The organism is Sneathiella marina (assembly GCF_023746535.1).
Lineage (GTDB): Bacteria > Pseudomonadota > Alphaproteobacteria > Sneathiellales > Sneathiellaceae > Sneathiella > Sneathiella marina.
The window spans coordinates 703953-726387 of record NZ_CP098747.1; the positions used below are offsets into that span (position 1 = coordinate 703953).

The 22435-nt window shown below is 47.4% G+C and carries 12 protein-coding genes; 4 read left to right on the forward strand and 8 right to left on the reverse strand.

The genetic code is table 11. The features are described 5' to 3' along the window. Positions 1–156: 156 nt before the first annotated feature. Entirely contained in the window at positions 157–1077 is a 921-nt protein-coding gene (locus NBZ79_RS03415; RefSeq protein ID WP_251935549.1) for a LysR substrate-binding domain-containing protein, read from the reverse strand. 341 nt (positions 1078–1418) lie between these two features. Here NBZ79_RS03415 and NBZ79_RS03420 point away from each other — a divergent pair, with 341 nt between their 5' ends. Next, positions 1419–3998: a calcium-binding protein gene (locus tag NBZ79_RS03420; RefSeq protein WP_251935551.1), complete on the forward strand. Its 2580-nt coding sequence runs from the start codon at positions 1419–1421 to the stop codon at positions 3996–3998. Between the two features lie 354 nt (positions 3999–4352). On the opposite strand, the gene NBZ79_RS03425 is transcribed toward NBZ79_RS03420, so the two are convergent. From NBZ79_RS03425 to nirB, 5 genes are all read right to left on the reverse strand, one after another. Next, the gene (locus tag NBZ79_RS03425; RefSeq protein WP_420854577.1) at positions 4353–5522 is read right to left on the reverse strand and encodes a metallophosphoesterase; all 1170 of its coding nucleotides are present in this window, start codon (positions 5520–5522) and stop codon (positions 4353–4355) included. Between the two features lie 483 nt (positions 5523–6005). Beyond that, positions 6006–6920, reverse strand: coding sequence for a DUF2189 domain-containing protein (locus NBZ79_RS03430; RefSeq protein WP_251935554.1), 915 nt, complete (start codon positions 6918–6920; stop codon positions 6006–6008). A 234-nt stretch (positions 6921–7154) separates the two neighbouring features. Next, positions 7155–9842: a nitrate reductase gene (locus NBZ79_RS03435; RefSeq protein ID WP_251935556.1), complete on the reverse strand. Its 2688-nt coding sequence runs from the start codon at positions 9840–9842 to the stop codon at positions 7155–7157. Next, the gene (nirD, locus tag NBZ79_RS03440; protein WP_251935558.1) at positions 9835–10179 is read right to left on the reverse strand and encodes a nitrite reductase small subunit NirD; all 345 of its coding nucleotides are present in this window, start codon (positions 10177–10179) and stop codon (positions 9835–9837) included. Before nirD ends, NBZ79_RS03435 begins: the two co-directional genes overlap by 8 nt. A 3-nt stretch (positions 10180–10182) precedes the next feature. After that, on the reverse strand, positions 10183–12648 hold the full coding sequence (nirB, locus tag NBZ79_RS03445; protein WP_420854578.1) for a nitrite reductase large subunit NirB: 2466 nt from the start codon (positions 12646–12648) through the stop codon (positions 10183–10185). A 383-nt stretch (positions 12649–13031) separates the two neighbouring features. Between nirB and NBZ79_RS03450 the strand changes: the two genes are divergently transcribed. The 3 genes from NBZ79_RS03450 to NBZ79_RS03460 all read left to right on the forward strand — a co-directional run bounded on the left by NBZ79_RS03450 (position 13032) and on the right by NBZ79_RS03460 (position 17324). Continuing rightward, positions 13032–14510 carry a NarK family nitrate/nitrite MFS transporter gene (locus tag NBZ79_RS03450; RefSeq protein WP_251935562.1) on the forward strand — a complete coding sequence of 493 codons (1479 nt, stop codon included), beginning with the start codon at positions 13032–13034 and terminating at the stop codon, positions 14508–14510. A 31-nt stretch (positions 14511–14541) separates the two neighbouring features. Then, entirely contained in the window at positions 14542–16263 is a 1722-nt protein-coding gene (locus tag NBZ79_RS03455; RefSeq protein ID WP_251935564.1) for a bifunctional protein-serine/threonine kinase/phosphatase, read from the forward strand. A gap of 284 nt (positions 16264–16547) precedes the next feature. Next, positions 16548–17324, forward strand: coding sequence for a coniferyl-alcohol dehydrogenase (locus NBZ79_RS03460; RefSeq protein WP_251935565.1), 777 nt, complete (start codon positions 16548–16550; stop codon positions 17322–17324). Between the two features lie 631 nt (positions 17325–17955). Here the strand turns inward: NBZ79_RS03460 and NBZ79_RS03465 are convergent. Both NBZ79_RS03465 and NBZ79_RS03470 read right to left on the reverse strand, forming a co-directional pair. After that, complete coding sequence (locus NBZ79_RS03465) at positions 17956–21120, reverse strand: efflux RND transporter permease subunit (protein ID WP_251935567.1); 3165 nt, start codon at positions 21118–21120, stop codon at positions 17956–17958. A gap of 61 nt (positions 21121–21181) precedes the next feature. Further along, entirely contained in the window at positions 21182–22348 is a 1167-nt protein-coding gene (locus NBZ79_RS03470; protein WP_251935569.1) for an efflux RND transporter periplasmic adaptor subunit, read from the reverse strand. Between the last annotated feature and the right edge of the window lie 87 nt (positions 22349–22435).

Consider the following 22435-nt stretch of genomic DNA (forward strand, 5'->3'; position numbering starts at 1 on the left):
GGGAGCAAAGGCGATGAGTAATGGGCTCCGCGAAACATATGTTTAACAACGTCAACCAAATATGACGTTCGGTGAGCCTAGATATCTGGTTATAAGCCTACTTACAGGTTAATGAACCCGCAAATATTTTGTTTCTATAGGTGTGATAGGAATTACCTATCCCACGCAGCCTTTGCGGGCGGGCTCAATTGCGGCCTTACACTCTTCAAGAAACTGGAGATATTGGTCCTTGCGAACGGAACCTTTGCGCCAAGCGAGAACAAGTTCGCGACTGAGTTCCCAGCCCTCAACATCACGCAGAATGATACGGGTGTCTTTTGAGAATTCGCTTTTGATATAGAGCTCCGGAAACACCGTAATGCCCATTCCAATTGAAACCATGTGGCGTAGGCTATCCAGATTTGGACCTTCAATTTCGTACCGAATATGTCCTCCCGACTGAATAAAGAAATTTTGAACCTTTGAAGGAAGCTGTTTCAAAGGAACCAAAAACAGAAAATGTTCGTCCTTCAGCATCCCAATTTTGATTGTCGGTTCCTGTGCCAGTGGATGATCATACGGAAATCCAAGTCTGATACTTTCGGTTAGAAAAGGGCTTTGTTCGATACCAGGATGATCCAATGACAACATGAGGGCACAGTCTATTTTGCCTGATAAAAGCCCGTCCTGCAGTTCCAGATCCCGCGTTTCCTGAACGAAAAACTCCAGTTCAGGAAAGCGTTTGTGGATTCCCTGCATTACAAAAGGGAGGATATACGCGCCAAAATTTGGAATTACCCCCAGACGGAGCGCTCCCCCAAGATTTCCCGACGCATTTTTCGCCACATTTTGTATTTCATTAACGGCGGTGAAAACGGTTTTTGAAAGTTCAAGTATCATCCTGCCGGTAGGTGTTACTGAGATTTGTCCGGGGTTTCGTTCGATAAGCGTTGCACCCAATCGATCTTCCAATAGCTTAAATTGACTGGAGAGCGTTGGTTGAGACACGTTGCATAGATTTGCAGCTTCGCCAAAGTGACCGGTTTCAGCAAGGGAAATAAAATACTCAAGTTGACGGAGAGTGGGTTTGATACTCACATCAATTAACTTTCAAAAAACAACTAATAATTGTTCGGATCTAAAGATTTAAAATAGGTGTAGGTGTGCAATCTCGAAATAAGGGTTTATGTAAGTACTGTTTAAGGGTTTTCAATGCACTTTGAAAAGTTGTTATTTTTCATATACTTAGATTAATTATAGATTTTGTCTATCACGGCTGAAGAAACAATGTATTAGATTCCCGTCGCTCAGTTCTAAACAATACAGAAAACAGTTGCTGAATATGTCAGAAGAAGGTTTCAGCTTAAAAAATCAGCGCAAGTCAAGCTAACCGGAGTTAATCATGCAGCTGGAGTAAATCAAGTAACTGGGAGTTGGAAATGGCGATAACCTACTGGGATGAACACAGTATAGAAGAGAACAACGGCCGCGAAGTGGATTCAAGTTTTTCAGCTTGGGTCACTAAGGAAATTGTAATCGTCGACGCCGGCACCTACAAGATGCAGGACAATTACTACGAAAGTACATGGTCCGTTAGGCCACTGTACGAATTAGGATTCATTTACTACGGCGCCGAGTTTTCAGCATACACGACAATTATTGGCACGGATGAAGATGATATCATCTACGGTAGCATCGATCAGAATGAATCAGTTCCCGAGAGAGCCTACATACCTCACTGGCCCGCTTTCTCTCAAGAAATCTATGGCGGTGGTGGCAATGACATTATTTATGCGGGAGACGGAGATAACTTGATTGAAGGCGGTTCCGGCAACGATATTCTGTATGGCGGCAGCGGGGCCGATACCCTTATTGGTGGCACTGGCAATGACTGGCTGTACACTGGCCCGCTTGACAACAGGGGCGATGAATTAACGGGTGGCGAAGGGCATGACACGTTCGTAATAGGGGAAGCTCAGACAGAACTTCATCTGGATTTCAATTGGGGTTTAGCCGGTCCGGCAATTATAGAGAATTCTTTCAATACACTCGCCGGTTATGCCAGTGTAATAGGTATGGGTGCGAGAATGCTTAATTCTCTCCGTATTTTGGTTGAAGACATTGTAGAGGCAATTAGCGATGCCGATGGCTATACCACTCCTCCACCTACTGCCAATTATGTAGAAATTATGGATTTCGACCCAACCCGGGACGTAATTCTTTTCCCTCTTGGTGAAGGCGCCAAACAGGGTATTTTCTGGTCAGACTCCAATGTGGTCGGGGATTTCAGCTTCACTCAGAACATAGGGGACGCAGACAACAAGATCCTTTCTGTTATAATTGGAGACTTGGCAGAAGAGCTTGGTCTTGGCTCTAGTTTAAGCGCAGAAGAAAAAGCTGCCTTTATTGAATCTTTGAAGCAGAACGCGATCTTTATTAATTCCGAGGGCGCTTTCTATGGCGCGGACTTCGACCGCCCGGTCGAGAATTTGGACCCTGCCTATATGGAACAGCTTGGATATTCAAACTTGATAATCATCGGGGCACATGGTGGGTTTAAAGTCGAAGGTACCGGCTCGGATGACTTGATCATGGGCACGCAATTTGATGACGTTCTGTTTGGTTACAGTCCGGACCAATACACCGCCGAGGACGATGGAAATGACAAACTTTACGGCTTCGATGGTGACGATATGTTCCTAGGTGGCGGTGGGAACAATCAGTTGTTTGGTGGGGAGGGCAGTGATACAGCCTCATATTTTGGTGCAAATGTTGGCATAACAGTCGATATGTCACAGAAGCAGGTAGATACCTTGGGGCGCGAATATGTCGAATTCGCCAATGGACATCAATGGAAATACAAATTGAACGGAAGTGAAGAGTACACTTTGTTTGAAGGCGTCGATCAACTCTTCGATATTGAGAACATCGAGGGCACGTCTTTTGACGATGACATCCGCGGAGACGAGCAAGACAATGTGCTCATGGGGGCAGCGGGAAACGATTATCTATTCGGACATGATGGTAACGACACACTTGCTGGAGGAGAAGGAGACGACACCCTGGAAGGGGGGAGCGGGGAGGATCTTTTTATACTGACCGGCGGCAACAATACGATTGTCGATTTCGAAGGCGATTTAGACCGCATTGAAATTGACTATAAAGCCTATGGTGTCTCGGACCAAACAGAATTGTCCTACGAAATCGATAATGATGGGGTTGGTTACCTTCGCGTCGCAAGTACGGGGATTGTTGTTGCGACCCTTCAGGCCCCCGGGGCGAGCTCTTTCGATATGGATACGCATATCATAAACAGAGTCTTTGCTGATCCAGACGGAGGCCAGGCATTTTCCGGTTCGGAATGGTCCGATTATATGAACACAATGACTGCGATCGGGCTTAATATCACGACCGGCGCTGGGCAGGATGAAGTCCATTTCAACGGAGGGACGGATCACCATATCCTCGACTTAAATATTGGTGATGGTGATTTCATCAACATTGAGGCAGATACCTACGGAATTGCCAACTGGGATGAACTCGTTGTCGCGGAATGGGGAGAAAACAGGTTTAGCATCCATCTTATCGACGAATTTTATTTTCCTGTTGTGACGTATGTTACGGTCGAGGGCGAAACAGTCGATCTAAACGGTTTCCTCGAAAGCCTCGCTTTGGATGGTGAGCGTTTCAACGGTGAAAATGGTGTTTATCCGCAAACGTTTGATAACAGTGTTGCGCAAACCAGTCTGGAAGAAGTTAGTTTTGTTCAGGAACAAGCAACAGAAGACCCGTCAGGCTCAAGGGAGGACAACGATCCGAGTGGTTCTGGAATTGACGATCAGATGGACCGGATTTTCAATTCCTGGCTCCAGGAGGCGGAACCTTCATTCGCTTACGACGAGGAAAATGACCTTTATAAGGAGCAGAATCGTCAGAATCATCGCGAGACAGAAGAATATGGAACTTGGTATCTGGAAGCCAAAGAGGATCTCGATCTGGCATTTGCAGATCCTTTTTGATGTGGTTTGAGGTGAATGGGGTTCGTTGTTATGTTGCACTGCTCCTGCTCAACAAGTTGAAATAGGGGCGGTATATCTTGTAGTAAAAATGACAGAGCCCCAGCTATCTTTGAGGGCAGGTACTTTTTATAGTACGGATCATTTGTTCTGAGCCCGACCCCCGGGTTCCTGGTTTGGGTCTCATCTTCGCACCCTGGAGGCTGAGTTGAACCAAAATTCATCTCTTACGCAAATTCAATAATTTTTCTCCTGAACGCTGAAGGGAGAAAAAAGTGCTCTGGAAAATTTCATCGGCTTCTGCCAGATAGACAGGTGTATATGGACAAGCGCACATTCAAAAGCCTTGTTCCGATCCTAAGATGCCTTAGATAATTTGATCAGAGTGATTTCAGATGGCGCGCCAAATCGCTTCGGTGGGCCCCAGTATCCTGTACCGCGGCTGGTATATACCCAAAGATGCCCAAGGCGTCGGAGGCCAGCGGTAAAAGGTTGCTGAAGGCGGACGAAATGATTCCAAGGCCAGAATTGGCCACCGTGGGTATGGCCTGAAAGCTGCAGATCAAAGCCGGCTTTTGCCGCCGCATCGGCTGAACGGGGTTGATGGGCGAGCAATATCTTGGGAGGGTCAGAAGGGCTTCCGGAAATAGCCGCATCAGGATCGCTTTTATGAGCGGGTATAACCTTGCCAGCGCTGTAGTCATTCACGCCTGCAACAATAATATCGGTGTTGTTATGCCGAATAACCTCATGCTCATTCATCAATACTTGCAAACCAATTCGACGAAATTCATCAATCCATTCTTCGGCGCCGGAATAGTATTCGTGATTACCGGTCACCAGATACACTCCATAACGGGCGTCAAGTTTGCCAAGCGGTGCAGTATCTTTGGCAAGTTGATCTACTCTACCATCCACAACATCGCCTGTGATGGCAATAATATCGGGGTTCAGGGCATTGACCCGATTAACGACCCCCTGAACATATTGGCCCTTGATTGTCGGCCCGACATGAATGTCGGTTATCTGGGCAATAGTGAAACCTTCAAGCGCTAGAGGAAGATTATCAAGGGGAATATCCACATTCACCACTTTCGCAATCCGTCGGGCATTTAAAAACCCGATCAGGGTAACCAGGACAGACAGTGCCAATGCCAGGACGGCGCTTTCGGCCACCCAGTTGCGCCCGTCTACAAACAGAAGCGCAATGTCGCGTATCAGCGTAAAAATCAACAAGGATGAAAACCAGCCCAGTGTTAGAGAACCAGCCCAGACAAGGCGGTCTGCAACGGCCTGACTTTTTACAAAAACAGAAGCGAGTGTTCCATAGGGAATAAGAACGGTGGAAATGGCGACGACCATTGCCCCGAAGACCTTAAAGACCAAATTAACGGGCAAGTCTGGTATCAGGCGCCATCCAATATAAACTTGTATCGGGGCAAAGATCATAAACACCACTAAGGCAAATCGCCGATAGGCAGCTTTCTTCTGAGGCGGCATTGGTTGCGCTGTCTGGCCGTCTTCCATCTCGACTTCTTTTATGTCTGCAGGTGTATGGTTTTCAAAACCAGGCATTTGATTTTTCTTTCTTCATTGTCTATTGCCGGCGCCAATATGACGGCCGCTGGTTGCCGCTACACTTACGCTGCCCTAAAATGAGCACGATTTAGCCTCTAATCAAAGAAGAAATAATAATATTGTATTGAATATATGATTGCTTCTGGCACTAACAAGTCATGCGAAGCATTGAGATACGAAACATTCCAACATCTGTATTTGAGGGCAACGCAGGTTGAACGGACCAGGTATGCTGATCAAAGTAAGACTATCATCAATGCTATAAAAAAATGGAGCCCACGAGCGGTAACGAACCACCGACACGCGGATAGTGTTTCAGTATGCGATCTCAATCTTCTGCCTCATGGACGCTTACGGGAAACGCGGCGAACAACTGATCACGATGGTCTTTTCTCTAGATGGTAAAGTTGGCACTAATGTAAACTCACAGAATTACTCTGTTGCAGCAAGATTGCCGGTGGGATGAATTTCACCATTTGGTAGATCGCCGGACATCACTTGCTTATAGGCATGCCAAGTCGCGTGGCCAATGAGCGGTAGTGTGATGATCAGTCCAATTCCGGCTGTGATTAGACCAATTCCAGTGAAAACCACTATTATTGCTGCCCAAAGGATCATGGCGTTGCGATTGTGGGCGACAGCAAAGGCGCTGGTAATAAGTGACGGGAGCAACATTGATTTCCGGTCTAGCATCATTGGCATAGAGAAAGCCCCGACAAAGAAGATGCCGGTGGCAAAAACAAAACCAACAAGGGCAATCGAAATCCCGAAATAAACACCTTCTAAACTGATGGCGCGCATTAAGATGATGCTCCATTCAGGCATAATACCTGGAAAGTTCAGCGCAAATACTGTGAAGGAGAGGCGAAGCCATACCTGAAAAACAAAGGTAAGTGCCACACCAAAGCCAAAAATTCCCAATTTATTGTGGCGCGCCGCCGTAACTGCAGTCAGGAGAGTGACTTTCTCGCCTGCCGCATGACGACGGCTGATCTCGTAAAAGCCGATCCCAACGGCAGGTCCCACAAGAAGAAAACCGCTCAGACTGGGAAGTATCAGATAAGGCCAGCCCAAGAAGTAAAAACCAAAAGATATAATCAGCCCCAAGATAATGAACAAAGCAGCATAGCTGGTACTAATCGCCGAATTGGCTTTCAGATCGGACCAGCCGGCGGCGAGCCATTTCCAGACATCTTCCGTACCCACTTCGCCTACCAAAGCCATCTCCTTAATCAGGAAATTGACATTCTTTGGCCCGTAGTGCGGTTGCGCTTTCTGTTTTTCGTGATTTTGGGGCTCGTTTGTTGTCACTTCTTCCGTGAGTGTGGTTTTTTCTTCGTTCTCCATACATTCATTTCCCAGTGCACGCGGATCAAGGAAGCGTAAAAGCATTGCAAGGTTTAGTAAAGTCCTCTGATATGTCCAAAAGGTACAGAGCATTCTGATTTGTGCATCAAAACTGCCGCTGGAGACTGATTTGTACGAGATTTGCGGATGAGAAAAAATGGTGCCCAGGGGCGGCAACGAACCACCGACACGCGGATAATAAATGGTTGATTGCAGCTGAATTGTCTGGAGCTTTTACGCCGAAGCAGTATTTGAAAGAATACTCGTAATTTCGGGCAAGCACGAGCCGCAATTCGTACCAGCAAATAGTGCTTCGCCGATTTGATCCGTAGTAGCGAGTTGTTTGTTCTCAATTGCGTCGATGATAGTTTTCGCGCCGACGCCAAAGCAAGCGCAGATTAAGGGACCCGTATCTTTCTGGTTCTTGGGCGGCAAGCCTGAAAGAAGGCAGGCGCGATTTTCACTGGAAATGGCGGGTTCAGAAAATAGAGTCTGCAACCAATCGCGTGCGGGCAAGTCTGAAAGATTACTAATGAATATACATTTAATCAATTGATCGTCCACAATCTGGGCTCCCCTGTAATTACCCCGGGCGACATCTTCGAACTCCAGCCAGCTGTTATCGAAAATACTCTTTGGAAAGAGATTTCTGACAAGTTCAGATTTATTGTCATAATGCTGCTCCCCTGCAATTTCATACCGCCAGGAATTGTTCGCGCGGGCCGAAACCCAATATGTTGCTGCATTTGCTTTGTCGCAAAAATTAATATGTGTGCGAGATAAAACAAAGGCTTTCCAGGTCGTAGCAAAACGCCGGATTGCTACTGGTGTGTATTTAAATTCAGGCTGTTTCGAAATAGGGTCTGTCGCTGGACTGACGAGTGCATCGACCAAGCCGTTTGAGGCGTATTGATCATTCCAATGTATGGGAACAAAAATACTGCCCTGCTTTTGGTAAGGTGAGATTGTTGCCCGGGCGACCATTTTCCCCCATAGGGTTTCTAGAGTAATCAACTCACGATCGCGGATTTTAGAAAGCTTGGCATCAATCGGGTGTATTTCGGCGTAGGGCTCAGGTCGATGTGCTGAAAGGATGCCAGATTTACCTGTTCGCGTCATCGTATGCCATTGGTCCCGGATACGCCCAGTATTCAAAATGAGCGGATACTCCGGTGTCGGTAAATGCTCTGGAGGTTGCGGTGAAACCGGGACCAGTACAGCTTTTTTGCCGGGCGTAAAAAAAGCACCGGTACCGAGAAGCCGCGCTGTTCCTTTTGGCTGCTCGTCCGTTACCGGCCATTGTATGGGGGCAAGGTCGTCATATTCTGATTGCGTAAGAGTGCTGAGGCTGCTGATATCAAAATCACGTGTCGCATTGTTTTGATGACCGGAAAGTAGAGCATGCTCGCGGAATATTTCCGCGCTGGATTGGTATTTGAACGCGGACACATGGCCAAGTCGTTTTGCCACTTCGGAAATGATCCACCAATCAGGCTTCGCATTCCGAGGCGCCGGCACGAAGGGGCGTTGTCGGGAGATACGGCGTTCCGAATTGGTGACAGTTCCGTCTTTTTCACCCCAAGCGAGCGCGGGTAAAAGAACATCAGCGAAATCAGCCGTGTCTGTATTTTGTTCGCAGTCAGAAACGACTACCATCTTGCATTTTTTCAATGCTTGCCGAACCCGTGAATTGTTCGGCATGCTGACAGCTGGATTAGTGCCCATAATCCAAATGGCCTTTACATCGCCTGCATAAACTGCGTCAAAGAGGTCAACAGCCGCAAGCCCTGGTTTACAGGCGATTGTTGGGGATTGCCAAAATTTCTGCACTAGCTCACGGTGGTCCGAGTTGTCAATTTCCATATGCGCCGCGAGTTGGTTGGCAAGCCCTCCCACTTCACGACCACCCATCGCATTGGGTTGTCCCGTTAATGAAAACGGCCCCATTCCCGGCCTGCCGATGCGGCCTGTCACCAAATGGCAATTGAGAATGGAATTGACTTTGTCGGTGCCACTGGAGGACTGATTTATCCCTTGCGAATATAACGTCATCGCTTTTTCGGTCTTTTCGAAATAGGCGTAGAATTCCAAAACATCTTTAGCGTCCAAACAACAGACGTTCGCCACAAATTCGACATTTGGTGCAGTAGCCTCCGCCGTTGCGACAGTGGCGTCCAATCCGTCGCAAAATTTATTTGTGAAGTGATCATCAAATTTTTGCTGTTTTTTCAAATGGGTGAGCAATCCATTAAACAGTACTGCATCAGTGCCGGGTTTTATGGGCAGGTGTAAATCTGCACAATCACTGGTCGCCGTTTGACGCGGATCAATGACGATAACTTTCATGTTTGGACGGGTCGTTTTGGCAGCAACAAGCCGCTGATAAAGAACCGGATGGCACCAGGCGGCGTTGGACCCAGTGAGGACAACAAGATCAGCAAGTTCCAAATCCTCATAGCATCCAGGAACTGTATCGGAACCGAAGGCGCGCTTGTGACCGGCAACGCTGGACGACATACAAAGTCGTGAATTTGTATCGATATTGGCGGCGCCGATGAAACCTTTCATCAGCTTGTTGGCAACGTAATAGTCTTCCGTCAACAACTGGCCGGAAACGTAAAAGGCGACGGCATCCGGGCCGTATATGTCGATGATTTCCTGAAATCCGGTCGCGATTTTGTTCAGTGCGGTTTCCCATTCCACGGATTTACGATTGATTTCGGGTGCAAGAAGGCGGCCTTTACGACCCAAAGTGTCCGCCAATGCGGCTCCCTTGGAGCAAAGCAGGCCCTTATTGGCCGGATGCGCCATGTCACCGGATATCTTAAAACCGGCTTCTGTGTCTTTTGATACAGAAATGCCACAACCCACACCGCAATAAGGACAAGTTGTTTTTACAGTTGAGCATTCGGTGTCAGCCATCAATTAATTCCGATGATGCCAGGCTAACGGTGATCGAAAGATGGATGTCGCCATCAATCAATTGAACCGGAAAAGTCTCAACACAACCAACATCAGGCGCCTCTGCTTTGCCATTTTCCAGTTGTATTACCCAGTTATGTAAAGGGCAGGTTACACTATTATCGTGAACAATACCTTGTGACAAAGGCCCTTGTTTATGCGGACATTCATCCAATACTGCAAAAACTTTATCATCGGAGGTACGGAAGATTGCGACCGGTCCTATTGGCAATTCTATGACCCGCGAGCCGAGTGGAAGAATGTCGTCTAACTCGCAAATTTTGACCCATTGATTCATGATTTAACTCACCAACTGCTTTTCAGGTTTCAGAGTTTCGTATTCGCGACTGAATTCCATTTTTGTCACTTGCTCTTTCCACGGATCCGTTTGCGCGTATTTTTGAGATAATAGGAACCGGGTGACATAGGATTTTCGTATATCGTCGCTATCAATTAGTTGCTCCTTGATGCTGTAGAGGCCAACCCGTTCAATCCATGGCGCTGTACGCTCCAGATAATGAGCATCTTCACGATAAAGCTGGATGAAGGCCTGGGCATATTCAAGAACCTCGTCTTCGGTTTTCACTTTGCACAGGAAATCCGTTGCCCGGACTTTGATCCCGCCATTGCCACCGACATGAAGCTCCCATCCAGAATCAACGGCGACAACACCGAAATCTTTGATCGTAGATTCTGCACAATTTCGCGGGCAGCCTGAAACAGCAACTTTAAATTTGTGCGGTGTCCAGGACCCCCAAAGCGCCTTTTCCAGTCGTATGCCGAGATTGGTTGAATCCTGAACGCCAAATCGACACCATTCAGAACCAACACAGGTTTTGACGGTCCGAAGAGCCTTTCCATAGGCATGGCCGGAGACCATTCCTGCCTGGTTAAGATCTGACCAGACGGCAGGCAGGTCTTCTTTATTGACACCGAGCAGGTCAATTCGTTGACCGCCCGTAACCTTTACGCTGGGGATTTTATACTTGTCGGCGACATTCGCAATTGCCCGCAGCTCATTCGGCGTTGTCGTGCCGCCCCACATGCGGGGGATCACCGAAAAAGTACCATCCTTCTGTATATTGGCATGCACCCTTTCGTTGATAAAGCGGGACTGGCCATCGTCCTCGTAGTCTCCGGGCCAGGCGCATAAAAGATAATAGTTCAAGGCGGGCCGGCATTTTGCGCAACCATCTGTTTTTCGCCACTTCAAGAAATGCAGGACGGCTGAGATCGATTTCAGTTCATTTTCAAGGATGGCACGACGTATGTCGTCATGCGTATGATCCGAGCAGGGGCATAACGATTTTTTTTTGGGTGAGCTTGAATAGTCTCCCCCAACAGTTGAAGACAGGATTTGCTCAACCAGTCCTGTACAGGACCCGCAGGAAGCAGAGGCTTTCGTATGGGAGCGCACGTCCTCGAGTGTAAAAAGATTACTGGCTGTGATTGCCTGAACAATGTCACCTTTGCAGACACCGTTGCAGCCGCATATTTCAGCAGAATCCTCAAGATCAACGGCATGCGACTGGCTACCATACCCTGAATCGCCGAGATGTGTTTTGCCGAAAAGCAAGGTATCGCGAAATTCTGAAACATCTGTTTCATCCTGCATCATTTGAAAATACCAGGATCCGTCAACGGTATCGCCATACATGACGCCGCCTTGAATCCGGTCACCTTTCAAAACCAGTTTTTTATAAATACTGCGCCCTGGATCACGAAAAATAATGTCTTCTGTATCGTCATCACCGACGAAATCACCTGCAGAAAACAAGTCGATACCGGTGACTTTCAATTTTGTCGATGTAAGGGAGCCAAGGTACCGCAGAGACCCCTTGCCAACCAAATGATTGGCACAGATCTTTCCTTGCTCAAAAAGGGGGGCAACAAGTCCATAAGTGGACTGCCGATGCTGAACACATTCTCCGACGGCGTAAATCTTGGGATCGTAGGTTTGCATTGTATCGCTCACCACGACCCCGCGTTCACAATGAATACCAGCTTTTTCCGCAAGTGATTTGTTGGGTTTGATGCCGACCGCCATGACAACAATGTCGACCGGAATTTCGCTCCCGTCTTTGAACCTGACGCCAGTGACATGGTCATCACCTAGAATTGCTTCGGTTTCCGCGCCCATCAAAAATGTCAGCTTCTGATCTTCAAGTGATTTTTGTAAAAGCTGACCCGCAGTATTGTCCAATTGACGTTCCATCAAGGTGTCCATCAAGTGGATGACAGTGACTTGCATCCCCTGAATAGCAAGCCCCTTTGCAGCTTCCAGTCCTAAAAGACCGCCACCAATGACAACAGCGTTTCGGTGTTTTTTCGAGGCAGCGAGCATTTGATCAACATCGTGAATGTCTCTGAACGTGATAACGCCAGGAAGATTTGCACCGGGAATAGGTAACATAAAAGGGTCAGATCCTGTCGCTAACAGCAGCCGATCATACGCTGCCACCGATCCGTCATCGGCGATAACCTGATTACGCGTCCGATCAATTTTTGTGACCGTCTTTCCCTTATGCAAGATTATATCATTGTCCGCATACCACTCGTCATCATTGAGCAGGATTTCGTCTATAGTTTTCTCACCGGCCAGAACGGGAGACAGCATGATGCGATTATAATTGCCATGTGGCTCCGAGCCGAAAATGGTGATATCGAACAGGTCGGGATTGATTTTAAGGACTTCCTCAATCGTTCGGACACCCGCCATGCCATTTCCGATTAAAACAAGTTTTGGCTTTTCGAGCTTCGTTGTCATCATATTCATCCTGGACCTGCCAATTCCTTCTCATAAGAGATTTAATTCGAGCTTGAAGCTTTAAAAGCAACAGTTGTGCCAAGCGGTATTTTTTTCGATGAGAAAATGAATTACACTATATTTTTCAATATGTTGTGATATTTTCGCGGAAACCTCTACGCTTTCTGCGGTACGTAAAAGTCGAATTAGCTTTGAAATTGATCTATTTTTTGTGCAGTGCAATAAATTTAGACTAAAAAATAAGCACCCGGCGCATCCCTTTTTTATTACTCACGGATGTAATCCCCCAAAATCAGCCCTTTTTGATACTGGCACGGTGCTTGCCTTAGTGAGACCAATCTTCACCCTAGTCATCACAATAGCACCTGAAGGATGCGTGAAACATGAGCTCGTCGAGCACCAATCGAATAAACCTGTTTTCATTTTCTGGAAAAATGCGGACCCTTCATTTGACCTGGATTGCATTTTTTATCAGTTTTTTAGTCTGGTTCAATCACGCGCCTTTGCTATCTCACATTCGCGACTCATTTGGATTATCGAAGCAGGAAATTGCAACTCTACTCATTTTGAATGTCGCCTTAACGATCCCGGCTAGAATTATCATTGGCATGACAGTTGACAGGTTTGGTCCGCGGATGGTGTATTCTCTTCTGCTGGCGGTCTCGGCTCTCATATGCTTTGTCTTCGCATCCTCAACAAGTTTTGAAATGCTTGCCATAAGTCGGTTTCTTCTTGGTTTTGTTGGTGCCGGTTTTGTCATTGGCATTCGTTTAATCGGAGAATGGTTTCCAGCGAAGCAGGTTGGTGTTGCAGAGGGCATTTATGGCGGATGGGGCAATTTTGGCTCAGCCGCGGCGGCGATGTCGCTGCCTTCAATCACTCTGCTTTTCGGCGGCGAGGATGGATGGCGTTATGCGACAGCGCTGACTGGTGTAATTGCATTGGGATATTCGGTGATTTTCTTTAGACTGGCTCGTGATACTCCTGAAGGGGCGACCTATTTCAAACCCAATAAAAGTGGTGCAATGGAAGTTTCTTCGCGGGGCGATATGGTGCTGTATGCAATCATGAAATTGCCTCTCTTCCTGACGATCGCTTTACTTGCATGGAAATTGGGGCCTAACAACATTGATATACTGTCAGATATGACGGCAGACCTAATATATCTGGGATTGGTAGTCTTATATTTCTATCAGCTATATCACATAGTGAGTGTTAACAGATCAATCCTGAGGGAACCTGCTCCCGAGTTTCAGCGATACAAGTTCAAGCAGATTGCCGTGCTTAATCTGGCATATCTTGTGACTTTTGGGTCGGAATTAGCCGTGGTATCAATGCTCCCCTTATTCTTTATGGATACATTTTCTCTTTCTGGTGTTGAGGCTGGCATACTGGCATCAGCATATGCGTTTATGAATCTCGTATCGCGCCCTGGAGGCGGATTGATGAGTGATCGGTATGGCCGTAAAAAGACCTTGATGATATTTATCGGATTCCTTGCCATTGGATATTTCGGGATGTCCCAAATTACTGCAGATTGGTGGCTGCCAGCTGCTGTTCTTATGGCAATGGGATGTTCCTTTTTCGTCCAGGCAGGCGAGGGCGCCGTTTTCGCGGTTGTGCCATTGGTTAAAAGGCGGATGACGGGGCAGGTCGCTGGTATGGTGGGTGCTTATGGAAATGTAGGAGCGGTATGTTTTCTGACAGTACTTTCATTCGTCTCACCAAAGATATTCTTTTTGGTTATATGCGCGTCGGCAATCTTCACATGGATTGCAATTGCAGTATTTATGGAAGAGCCCGAAGGTGAAATGGCCGAAATATTACCGGATGGCACAGTCGAACTAATTACCGTTAAATAGGTCGGGACAGAAACATGAAAGGGGGTGACGGATGGGAAATACTGCGCGAATAAGTATCTCTCAATGTTCTGAGGCAGGCGCAAAGGACGTAAATGAAGATTCCTTTGGTGTCTTGATCCCTGATGAGCCCCTGCTCACAATCAAAGGTATTGCCATGGTTGTCGCAGACGGGATGAGTGGCAGCAATGCGGCCAAGGAAGCCAGTGAAAGCTGCGTGAAAAGCTTTCTCACGGACTATTATTCAACCCCCGACTCCTGGAGTGTCAAATCATCAGCACATAATATCCTGACAGCCCTTAATCGATGGCTTTACGGTCAGGGTTATGCTCAACATGGATCGAACCGGGGAATGGTGAGCACGTTAAGTGCATTGGTCTTGAAATCTGGTATTGCTCACGTCTTTCACGTCGGTGATACCCGCATAACAAGGTTTCGTGAAGATGTTGTCGAACCGATTACGAATGATCACAGGGTTCCTGGTCGTGGCGATAAAGACTATCTTGGTCGGGCCATGGGCATCGACCTGAACGTTGAAATCGACTATCAAACGATCCTTGTGGAAGCTGGGGACATATTCATTTTTACCACCGATGGCATACATGATTTCGTCTCATCATCCTTCATATCTAAGCGATTTCGAATGCGCGGTGAGAATTTAAATGCTATCGCCCGGGATATTGTGGATGAGGCCCTCAGCAACGATAGCCCGGATAATGTAACCTGCCAGATAGTACGCATAGATGACGTTGGCCATGAAGACATCGATACGCATACCCGTAAGCTTTCGGAACTCCCGTTTCCTCCAGAACTATCATCCGGAATGGTTCTGGATGGTTTTGAAATAATTAGGGATCTCCATGTCAGCAGCCGATCGCAAGTTTATTTAGCAACCTCGCCCCATCAAGGCGTGAAAGTAGCCATAAAAACACCCTCAGTGAACTATGTGGATGATCCAGCTTATCTGGATCATTTTCAGCGGGAGGAATGGGCGGCAAAAAGAATAAATTCGCCTTATGTTGTCAAAATTCACGATGAAAGTAGGCCCAAGACTTTTCTCTACTATGTGATGGAATATGTTGAAGGCCAGACATTACGCCAGTGGATGCGCGATAATCCCGACCGGGAACTGGCCGCAATTCGCGATATTTTGGGCCAGGTTGCAAAAGGTCTGCGCGCTTTTCACCGCAAGGAAATGCTACATCAGGATCTGAAGCCGGAAAATATTATCATCGATATCAACGGTACCATCAAAATTATCGACTTCGGATCGGTGAAAATAGCCGGAATTGAAGAAATTTCCAGCCCAATTATGGACGTGGAACATCCTGGCACGCGAAGCTACAGCGCGCCGGAATTTGTTTCCGAAGACGAAGGAGGGAAAGCTGGAACAAAATATTCCGACCGCTATTCTATAGGGGTGATAGCATATGAAATGTTAACCGGAAAATTGCCGTATGGAGATGGATTTGCAAATCATAGATCACTGAGGAAATTGCAATATAAACCTGCCCGCCGGTATAATCCGAAAATCCCCGATTGGATAGACGGCGCATTGGCGAAATCCGTACATCTGGTGCCGGCTCAACGGTATGACAGCCTTTCAGCCTTTCTCGAAGATTTATCAAACCCAAACCCGAAATTTACATATCAGGATGTCCCTCTGATAGAGCGCGATCCAAAAAATTTCTGGAAATTTGTGGCCTTTGCACTGCTTGCAGCAAATTTATTTCTATTGAACCTACTTTTTGCATAGGCGTGTCAGATCAAGCGTAAATCTGCATTTTCGCCAAAAGACAGGAAAATAACTTCAAGGGGTTATAACGAGACTAAGAGAAATTGAAGGACATCAAAATTTCATGGCATACTGATATTTTCTGGAAAAAATAGTGCCCAGGGGCGGCAACGAACCACCGACACGCGGATACAGAGATCGCATTTCACATACGGATTTGATCAGCTACTCGTATTGCGTTCTCTGTTACTATTCCTTATTTTAGGCTAATCTGCGGGCTCAAAAATAAGAAAAAAGAGGAATTCATGGAGCATCCAATTTTAATGACAGGTGGCGCTTCGGGCGTCGGAGCAGCAACAGCAAAATCGTTAGTGAAAAGAGGACACCGCGTCCTTACGCTGGACTTAAAGAAACCAGACAATGACGATTTGATATATGTTCAATGTGATCTTAGCGATCCAGAGAGTATTGATACGGCCGTTGCCGCATTGGACGGATGTTTTTCTTCGCTGGTTAATATTGCGGGCGTTCCAGTAGGGCGGTCGGGTTCTGATTTGACCATGCGGGTTAATCTGTTCGGGCTTCGCCATCTAACAGAACGTGTCTGGGGTCGCATTGTTGATAACGGAACTGTAGTAAATGTTGCGTCAATTGCAGGAAATAATTGGCGAAAGAGGCGTGATTTTTTGGCGGATGTGTTGCGTACAAATAGCTTTGATGATGGCGTTGATTGGTGGCATCGAAACGAAGAAGCTGTTGGTGTTGATGCTTATACTTTTTCGAAGGAAGCAGTAGTCCTATACACCATGCAAATGGCGGGTAAAGGTCTGGAACGTGGTATTCGTGTCAATGATGTTGGGCCAGGGCCAGTGAAAACACCAATATTTGAAGATTTCTCTAAAGATGCGGGAGCCGAAGCAATGCAAAGCATGATCGATATGGTTGGTCGTGCAGCAGAACCGGAAGATATTGCAGAAGCAATAGTAACTCTTGCCGAAGGCAATATTGGATGGCTCAATGGTCAACATGTCATCGTTGATGGGGGCATGACTGCTGGCTTTTCATCTGGATGGTCGCGATAGGCCGAACAAGTCGGCGTTACATTAAAAAGCCAGATCATTGCATGACAATCTAAACCCTCTGGAATTACCAAATTTTCCATATGTCGTCCATCATTATTGTGGCTTTCGTCCGGAACTAGATACCAATTGATGCCATGCTTCAAGGAGTGTCCGTCGTTTTCTGACGCAGTAAGTTGTCTAAGTAACCCGTATTTTTTGTAGTCACCCACGTCACCAAAGTATCTATTTTGCATGCAATCCAATCGATATGTTGATGCAGCGAATAGTGCAGCCAGTAAATCATGCTCCAACTTCGCCATCTGCGCAATATCTTCTTCCGGGCTATGGAACAGATGCCCTTAGACATCAAATGTCATATTTATTGAAGAATGACCGAGCAGCACAAACAACAGCCAATATCTTAGAATGAGCCCAAAAAATGGTGTCCAAGGGCGGTAACGAACCACCGACTCGCGGACAGAGTGGTTCCGTTCGGCTGAAATATCGGCAGAACAAGGCTAAGCATTGTCATCTAATCTGACACGGCATCGCAAATTATCTCCACTGTTGCTAGGGAATATCTAAAGTGCTGCTGATGGGCTTGGTGTGCGCCTTCTCCTGACTACGAAATTGATGTGTCATCACTCCTAATTCACATGGCAAGCGGTTTTTCTCTGACAATGTCAGTACTAGGTGAAAGCCTTCGAACAAGCACATAGAAGACTGGCGTCAGTATCAGGCCGAAAAAAGTCACGCCTAACATTCCGGAGAAAACCGCCACGCCGATTGCCTGGCGCATTTCGGCACCTGCGCCCGTTGACAGGACTAGAGGCAGCACACCCATAATGAAAGCGAATGAGGTCATTAAAATTGGACGAAGCCGCAAACGGCTTGCCTCGACGGCGGCAGAGATAGCGCTATGGCCCTGCCGCTCCAGTTCGCGAGCAAACTCAACAATCAGAATGGCATTCTTTGACGCCAGTCCCGCCAGAACGAAAAGACTGATCTGTGTGAAGATATTATTGTCGCCCCCGACGATGTAGACGCCGATCAACGCTGCAAGAATGCTCATGGGAACAATCATGATAACGGCAAGCGGCAACGTTAGGCTTTCATATTGGGCCGCCAGAACAAGATAAACCAGGAAAATGCAAAGCGGGAAAATAAACACTGCTGTATTGCCGGATAAAATCTGCTGGTAGGTTAGTTCTGTCCATTCGAACTCCATTCCTGGCGGCAAGGTTTCTTCGAGGATTTTTGTGATTGCAGATTGAGCCTCTCCACTTGAAAATCCCGGCGCAGCGTTACCATTTAAATCTGCTGATCGGAACGCGTTGTAGCGCATGGCGGTATCAGGTCCAAAAGTCTCCGTAACCGTCACGACACTGCCAAGAGGTACAAGTAGTCCTTCTGCGTTACGGGTCTTCAGCCGCAGAATATCATCTGGCGCCGAACGGTAGGGCTTGTCTGCCTGTGCGATCACCTGATAAGTGCGGCCAAACAGGTTGAAGTCATTGACATACAAAGAGCCTAAATAAATCTGCATCGCCCGGAAGACTTCATCAACTGGAATACCAATTTGCAACGCTTTGGTACGGTCAAGATCTATCTGAAGTTGAGGTACATTGACATTGTAGCTGGAGAAAATACCAATTAGTTCAGGTGCCGCCCATGCTTTCCCGAGAACCTGTTTCATCACATTGTCCAGGGTTTTATAGCCACTGTCACTTCTGTCCTGAACCTGAAGTTTGAAGCCGCCGACGGATCCAAGTCCCTGTACCGGAGGAGCTGGGAAAATGGCGATGAACGCTTCTTCTACGCCGCCGTATTTTTGCTGTAGCTTTTGGGCGATGGCAAATCCGGAAAGGGCTGGATCTTTGCGCTCCGAAAAATCATCCAAAGTCACAAACACGATCCCTGCGCTGGTGCTATTTACGAATCCGTTGATAGAAAGGCCAGGGAATGCAACGGCGCTCTTAACACCTGGTTCTTTAAGCGCTATCTCTGACATCTCGCGCATAACGTCTTCCGTCCGATCTAATGTTGCTCCTTGTGGAAGCTGTGCGAAGCTCACCAGATATTGTTTGTCCTGAAGAGGAATGAAGCCAGAAGGTATCATTTGAAACCCCTGATAGGTAAAGCCAAGAAGGACAGCATAGAGGATCATCATTATGGCTTTTCGACCGACGAAAACCTTGACACTTTTGGCATAAATATCGGTGCTTCGATTAAAAAACCGGTTGAACGCCCGGAAAAACCAGCCGAAAATTCCATCTAGAATTTTTGTAAGAAAGTCTTTTGGAGCGTCATGTTTCTTGAGGAGGAGTGCAGATAAAGCTGGGCTTAAGGTCAGGGAGTTGATTGTTGAAATAATAGTTGCAATAGCAATGGTTAGTGCAAATTGCTTGTAGAACTGACCGGTAAGACCGCTGATGAAAGCGATGGGAACAAACACACTGGTGATAACCAGGGATGTGGCGATAATCGGGCCTGTTACTTCCTTCATGGCCGCAATTGTCGCGTCCCGCGGACTTAAGCCGTCGCTGATATTCCGCTCGACATTTTCAACAACGACGATGGCATCATCAACGACGATACCGATTGCCAGGATCAATCCGAACAGAGACAAAACATTTATAGAAAAGCCAAGTAGTAACATAAGTGCGAATGTACCGATAATCGATACCGGGACAGCCAATAGCGGAATAATGGAGGCCCGCCATGTCTGAAGAAAGATGATAACCACAAGTACAACCAATGCGACCGCTTCAAGCAACGTGACAATAACTGATTTGATGGAGTCTTGGACGAAGACGGTGGGGTCGTAGACGATACTGTAATCAACCCCTTCAGGAAAGTTTTGCTTTAGTTCCGACATCGTGGCGCGAACACTGCTGGAAATGTCCAGCGCATTTGACCCCGGTGCCGCAAAAATCGGAATGGCAACAGCAGGCTTGTTGTCCAACAAAGACCGTAATGCATATTGCTGGGCCGCCAGCTCAATGCGGGCTACATCTCCAAGGCGGGTAACGGCCCCATCGGTATCGCGTTTGATGATCACCTTTGAAAATTCCTCGGGTGATTGTAGCCTGCCTTGGACATTCACGGGGAGCTGTACTTGAATTCCGTCGTCATATGGAGCGCCGCCTATTATTCCGGCTGCAACCTGAACATTCTGGCTGCGGATTGCGTTCACCACCTCGCTGGCCGTAAGGTTCCGCTCTGCGACGCGGTCTGGGTTCAACCAGATACGCATGGCGTAGTCGCCAGATCCAAACAAGCGAACTTGGCCTACGCCTTCCAGGCGGGCCAGTCGGTCCTTGACGTTTAATGTGGCGTAGTTTCTTAAATACAGCATGTCATAGCGCTCATTGGGGGAGCGCAAATGCACGACCATAGTCAAGTCTGGAGAGCTTTTGACAACATTAACGCCAAGCTGACGTACAACATCCGGGAGGCGAGGTAATGCCTGGGAAACACGGTTCTGAACTTTTTGCTGTGCAAGATCCGGATCGGTCCCGATTTCGAACGTAACCGTCAAAGAGAGGTTTCCGTCGGTTGTCGCGAGCGAGTTGATATATAGCATTCCTTCAACGCCGTTGATTTGTTCCTCAAGCGGAGTTGCCACCGTTTCTGAAATTTCAGCCGGATTTGCGCCGGGAAACTGTGCCTGAACAACGACCGAAGGCGGGACAACTTCCGGATATTCAGAAATGGGTAGGCGCAGCATCGCGAGTAAGCCGGCAATGAAGATCATGATTGACAGGACGCAGGCAAAGATCGGCCGGTCAATGAAGAATCTTGGAATATTCTGCATCTTAGATACCTATTGTGATGGTTGTCTGGATTGGACTTATAAGCCTTGTAATCTTTGCGATTTAAGACGCATTCGCCGCTATTATTTTTGGCTCGACAAGTGTTCCGGGCCGAATTTTTAGAATGCCTTGAGTGACAACTCTGTCCGCGGGGGACAAGCCCGAGGTTATCACCCGACGCCCGTCTTGGTATGCGCCCAAAGTCACCTGACGATATTCGACTTTGTTGCTGTCGGACAATATATAGACAAATTTTCTTTCTTGATCCGTGCTGATTGCGCTGGGAGGTAACAAGATAAGTTCTTTCTCGCTTGGGGTCCCGATGCGGAGCTTGGCGAACATCCCCGGAAGCAAAGCCCCGTTCGTATTTTTGAAAACAGCCCTGGTCCGGATTGTCCCTGTCTGCGGGTCTATACGGTTGTCAAAGCTATGTACTTGTCCGGAAAGACTGCTGCCATTGGCGAGCAGCAATTCGACTGGGATTGTAGTTCGGTTTTCTTCTAAAAGACGAGTGCTATGCATCTGCGCCAGATACGTTTGTTCGTCGACTTCGAAATCTGCATAGATTTCCTCGGTTGCGACAATTGTCGTCAAAATCGGCGCGTTCGAACCGGAAGAAACAAAATTGCCTTCCGTTATTTCAATGCGACTGACCCGTCCTGAAATCGGCGCTTTGACATAGGCATGATCCAGGGCAATTTCCGCCTGCTCTAGGGCGGCTGCGGTGTTATTTACGCGGCTAATGGCCACGGCCTCCGTGTTTGCTCGTTCATCAAATAAACGCTTAGATATATTTCCCTTGCCGACGAGTTCCTCAGCGCGGACCTTCTCCTTTTTCGCAAGCCGTAGGTTTTGGCGCGCGACACTCAATTCCGCTTTCGCCTGTTTAACGTCAGAACGATAGGTGCGTGGATCTATAACAAATAGCACGTCGCCCTTCGAGACGAACTGCCCATCTTCGAACTGAATTTCAATGATCGAACCGCTGACCTGTGGTCTCAGATCAACTTGATCTATGGCGGTCAGGTGGCCAGAAAATTCGTTCCACAAGCGAACATATTCGGTTTGTACTTGCATCACTTCAAGAGGAAGTGCCTGAGGCAGGGCACTACTCTTGGCCGGGATTGCATCCGCCGACTGAATATCCAAAAGGTAATAACCTCCCACAATGGCGGCGGTTACAAGGCTTATCGCTGCGACGGTCGATTTAAATCGAAATGCCGGGTGCATTTTCTTCTCCATTGCGGGAATTCGCATAAAGGCGTGTATGTTTTTTACTATTTACATACCGATCGGTATGTTATCAAGCGGCATATC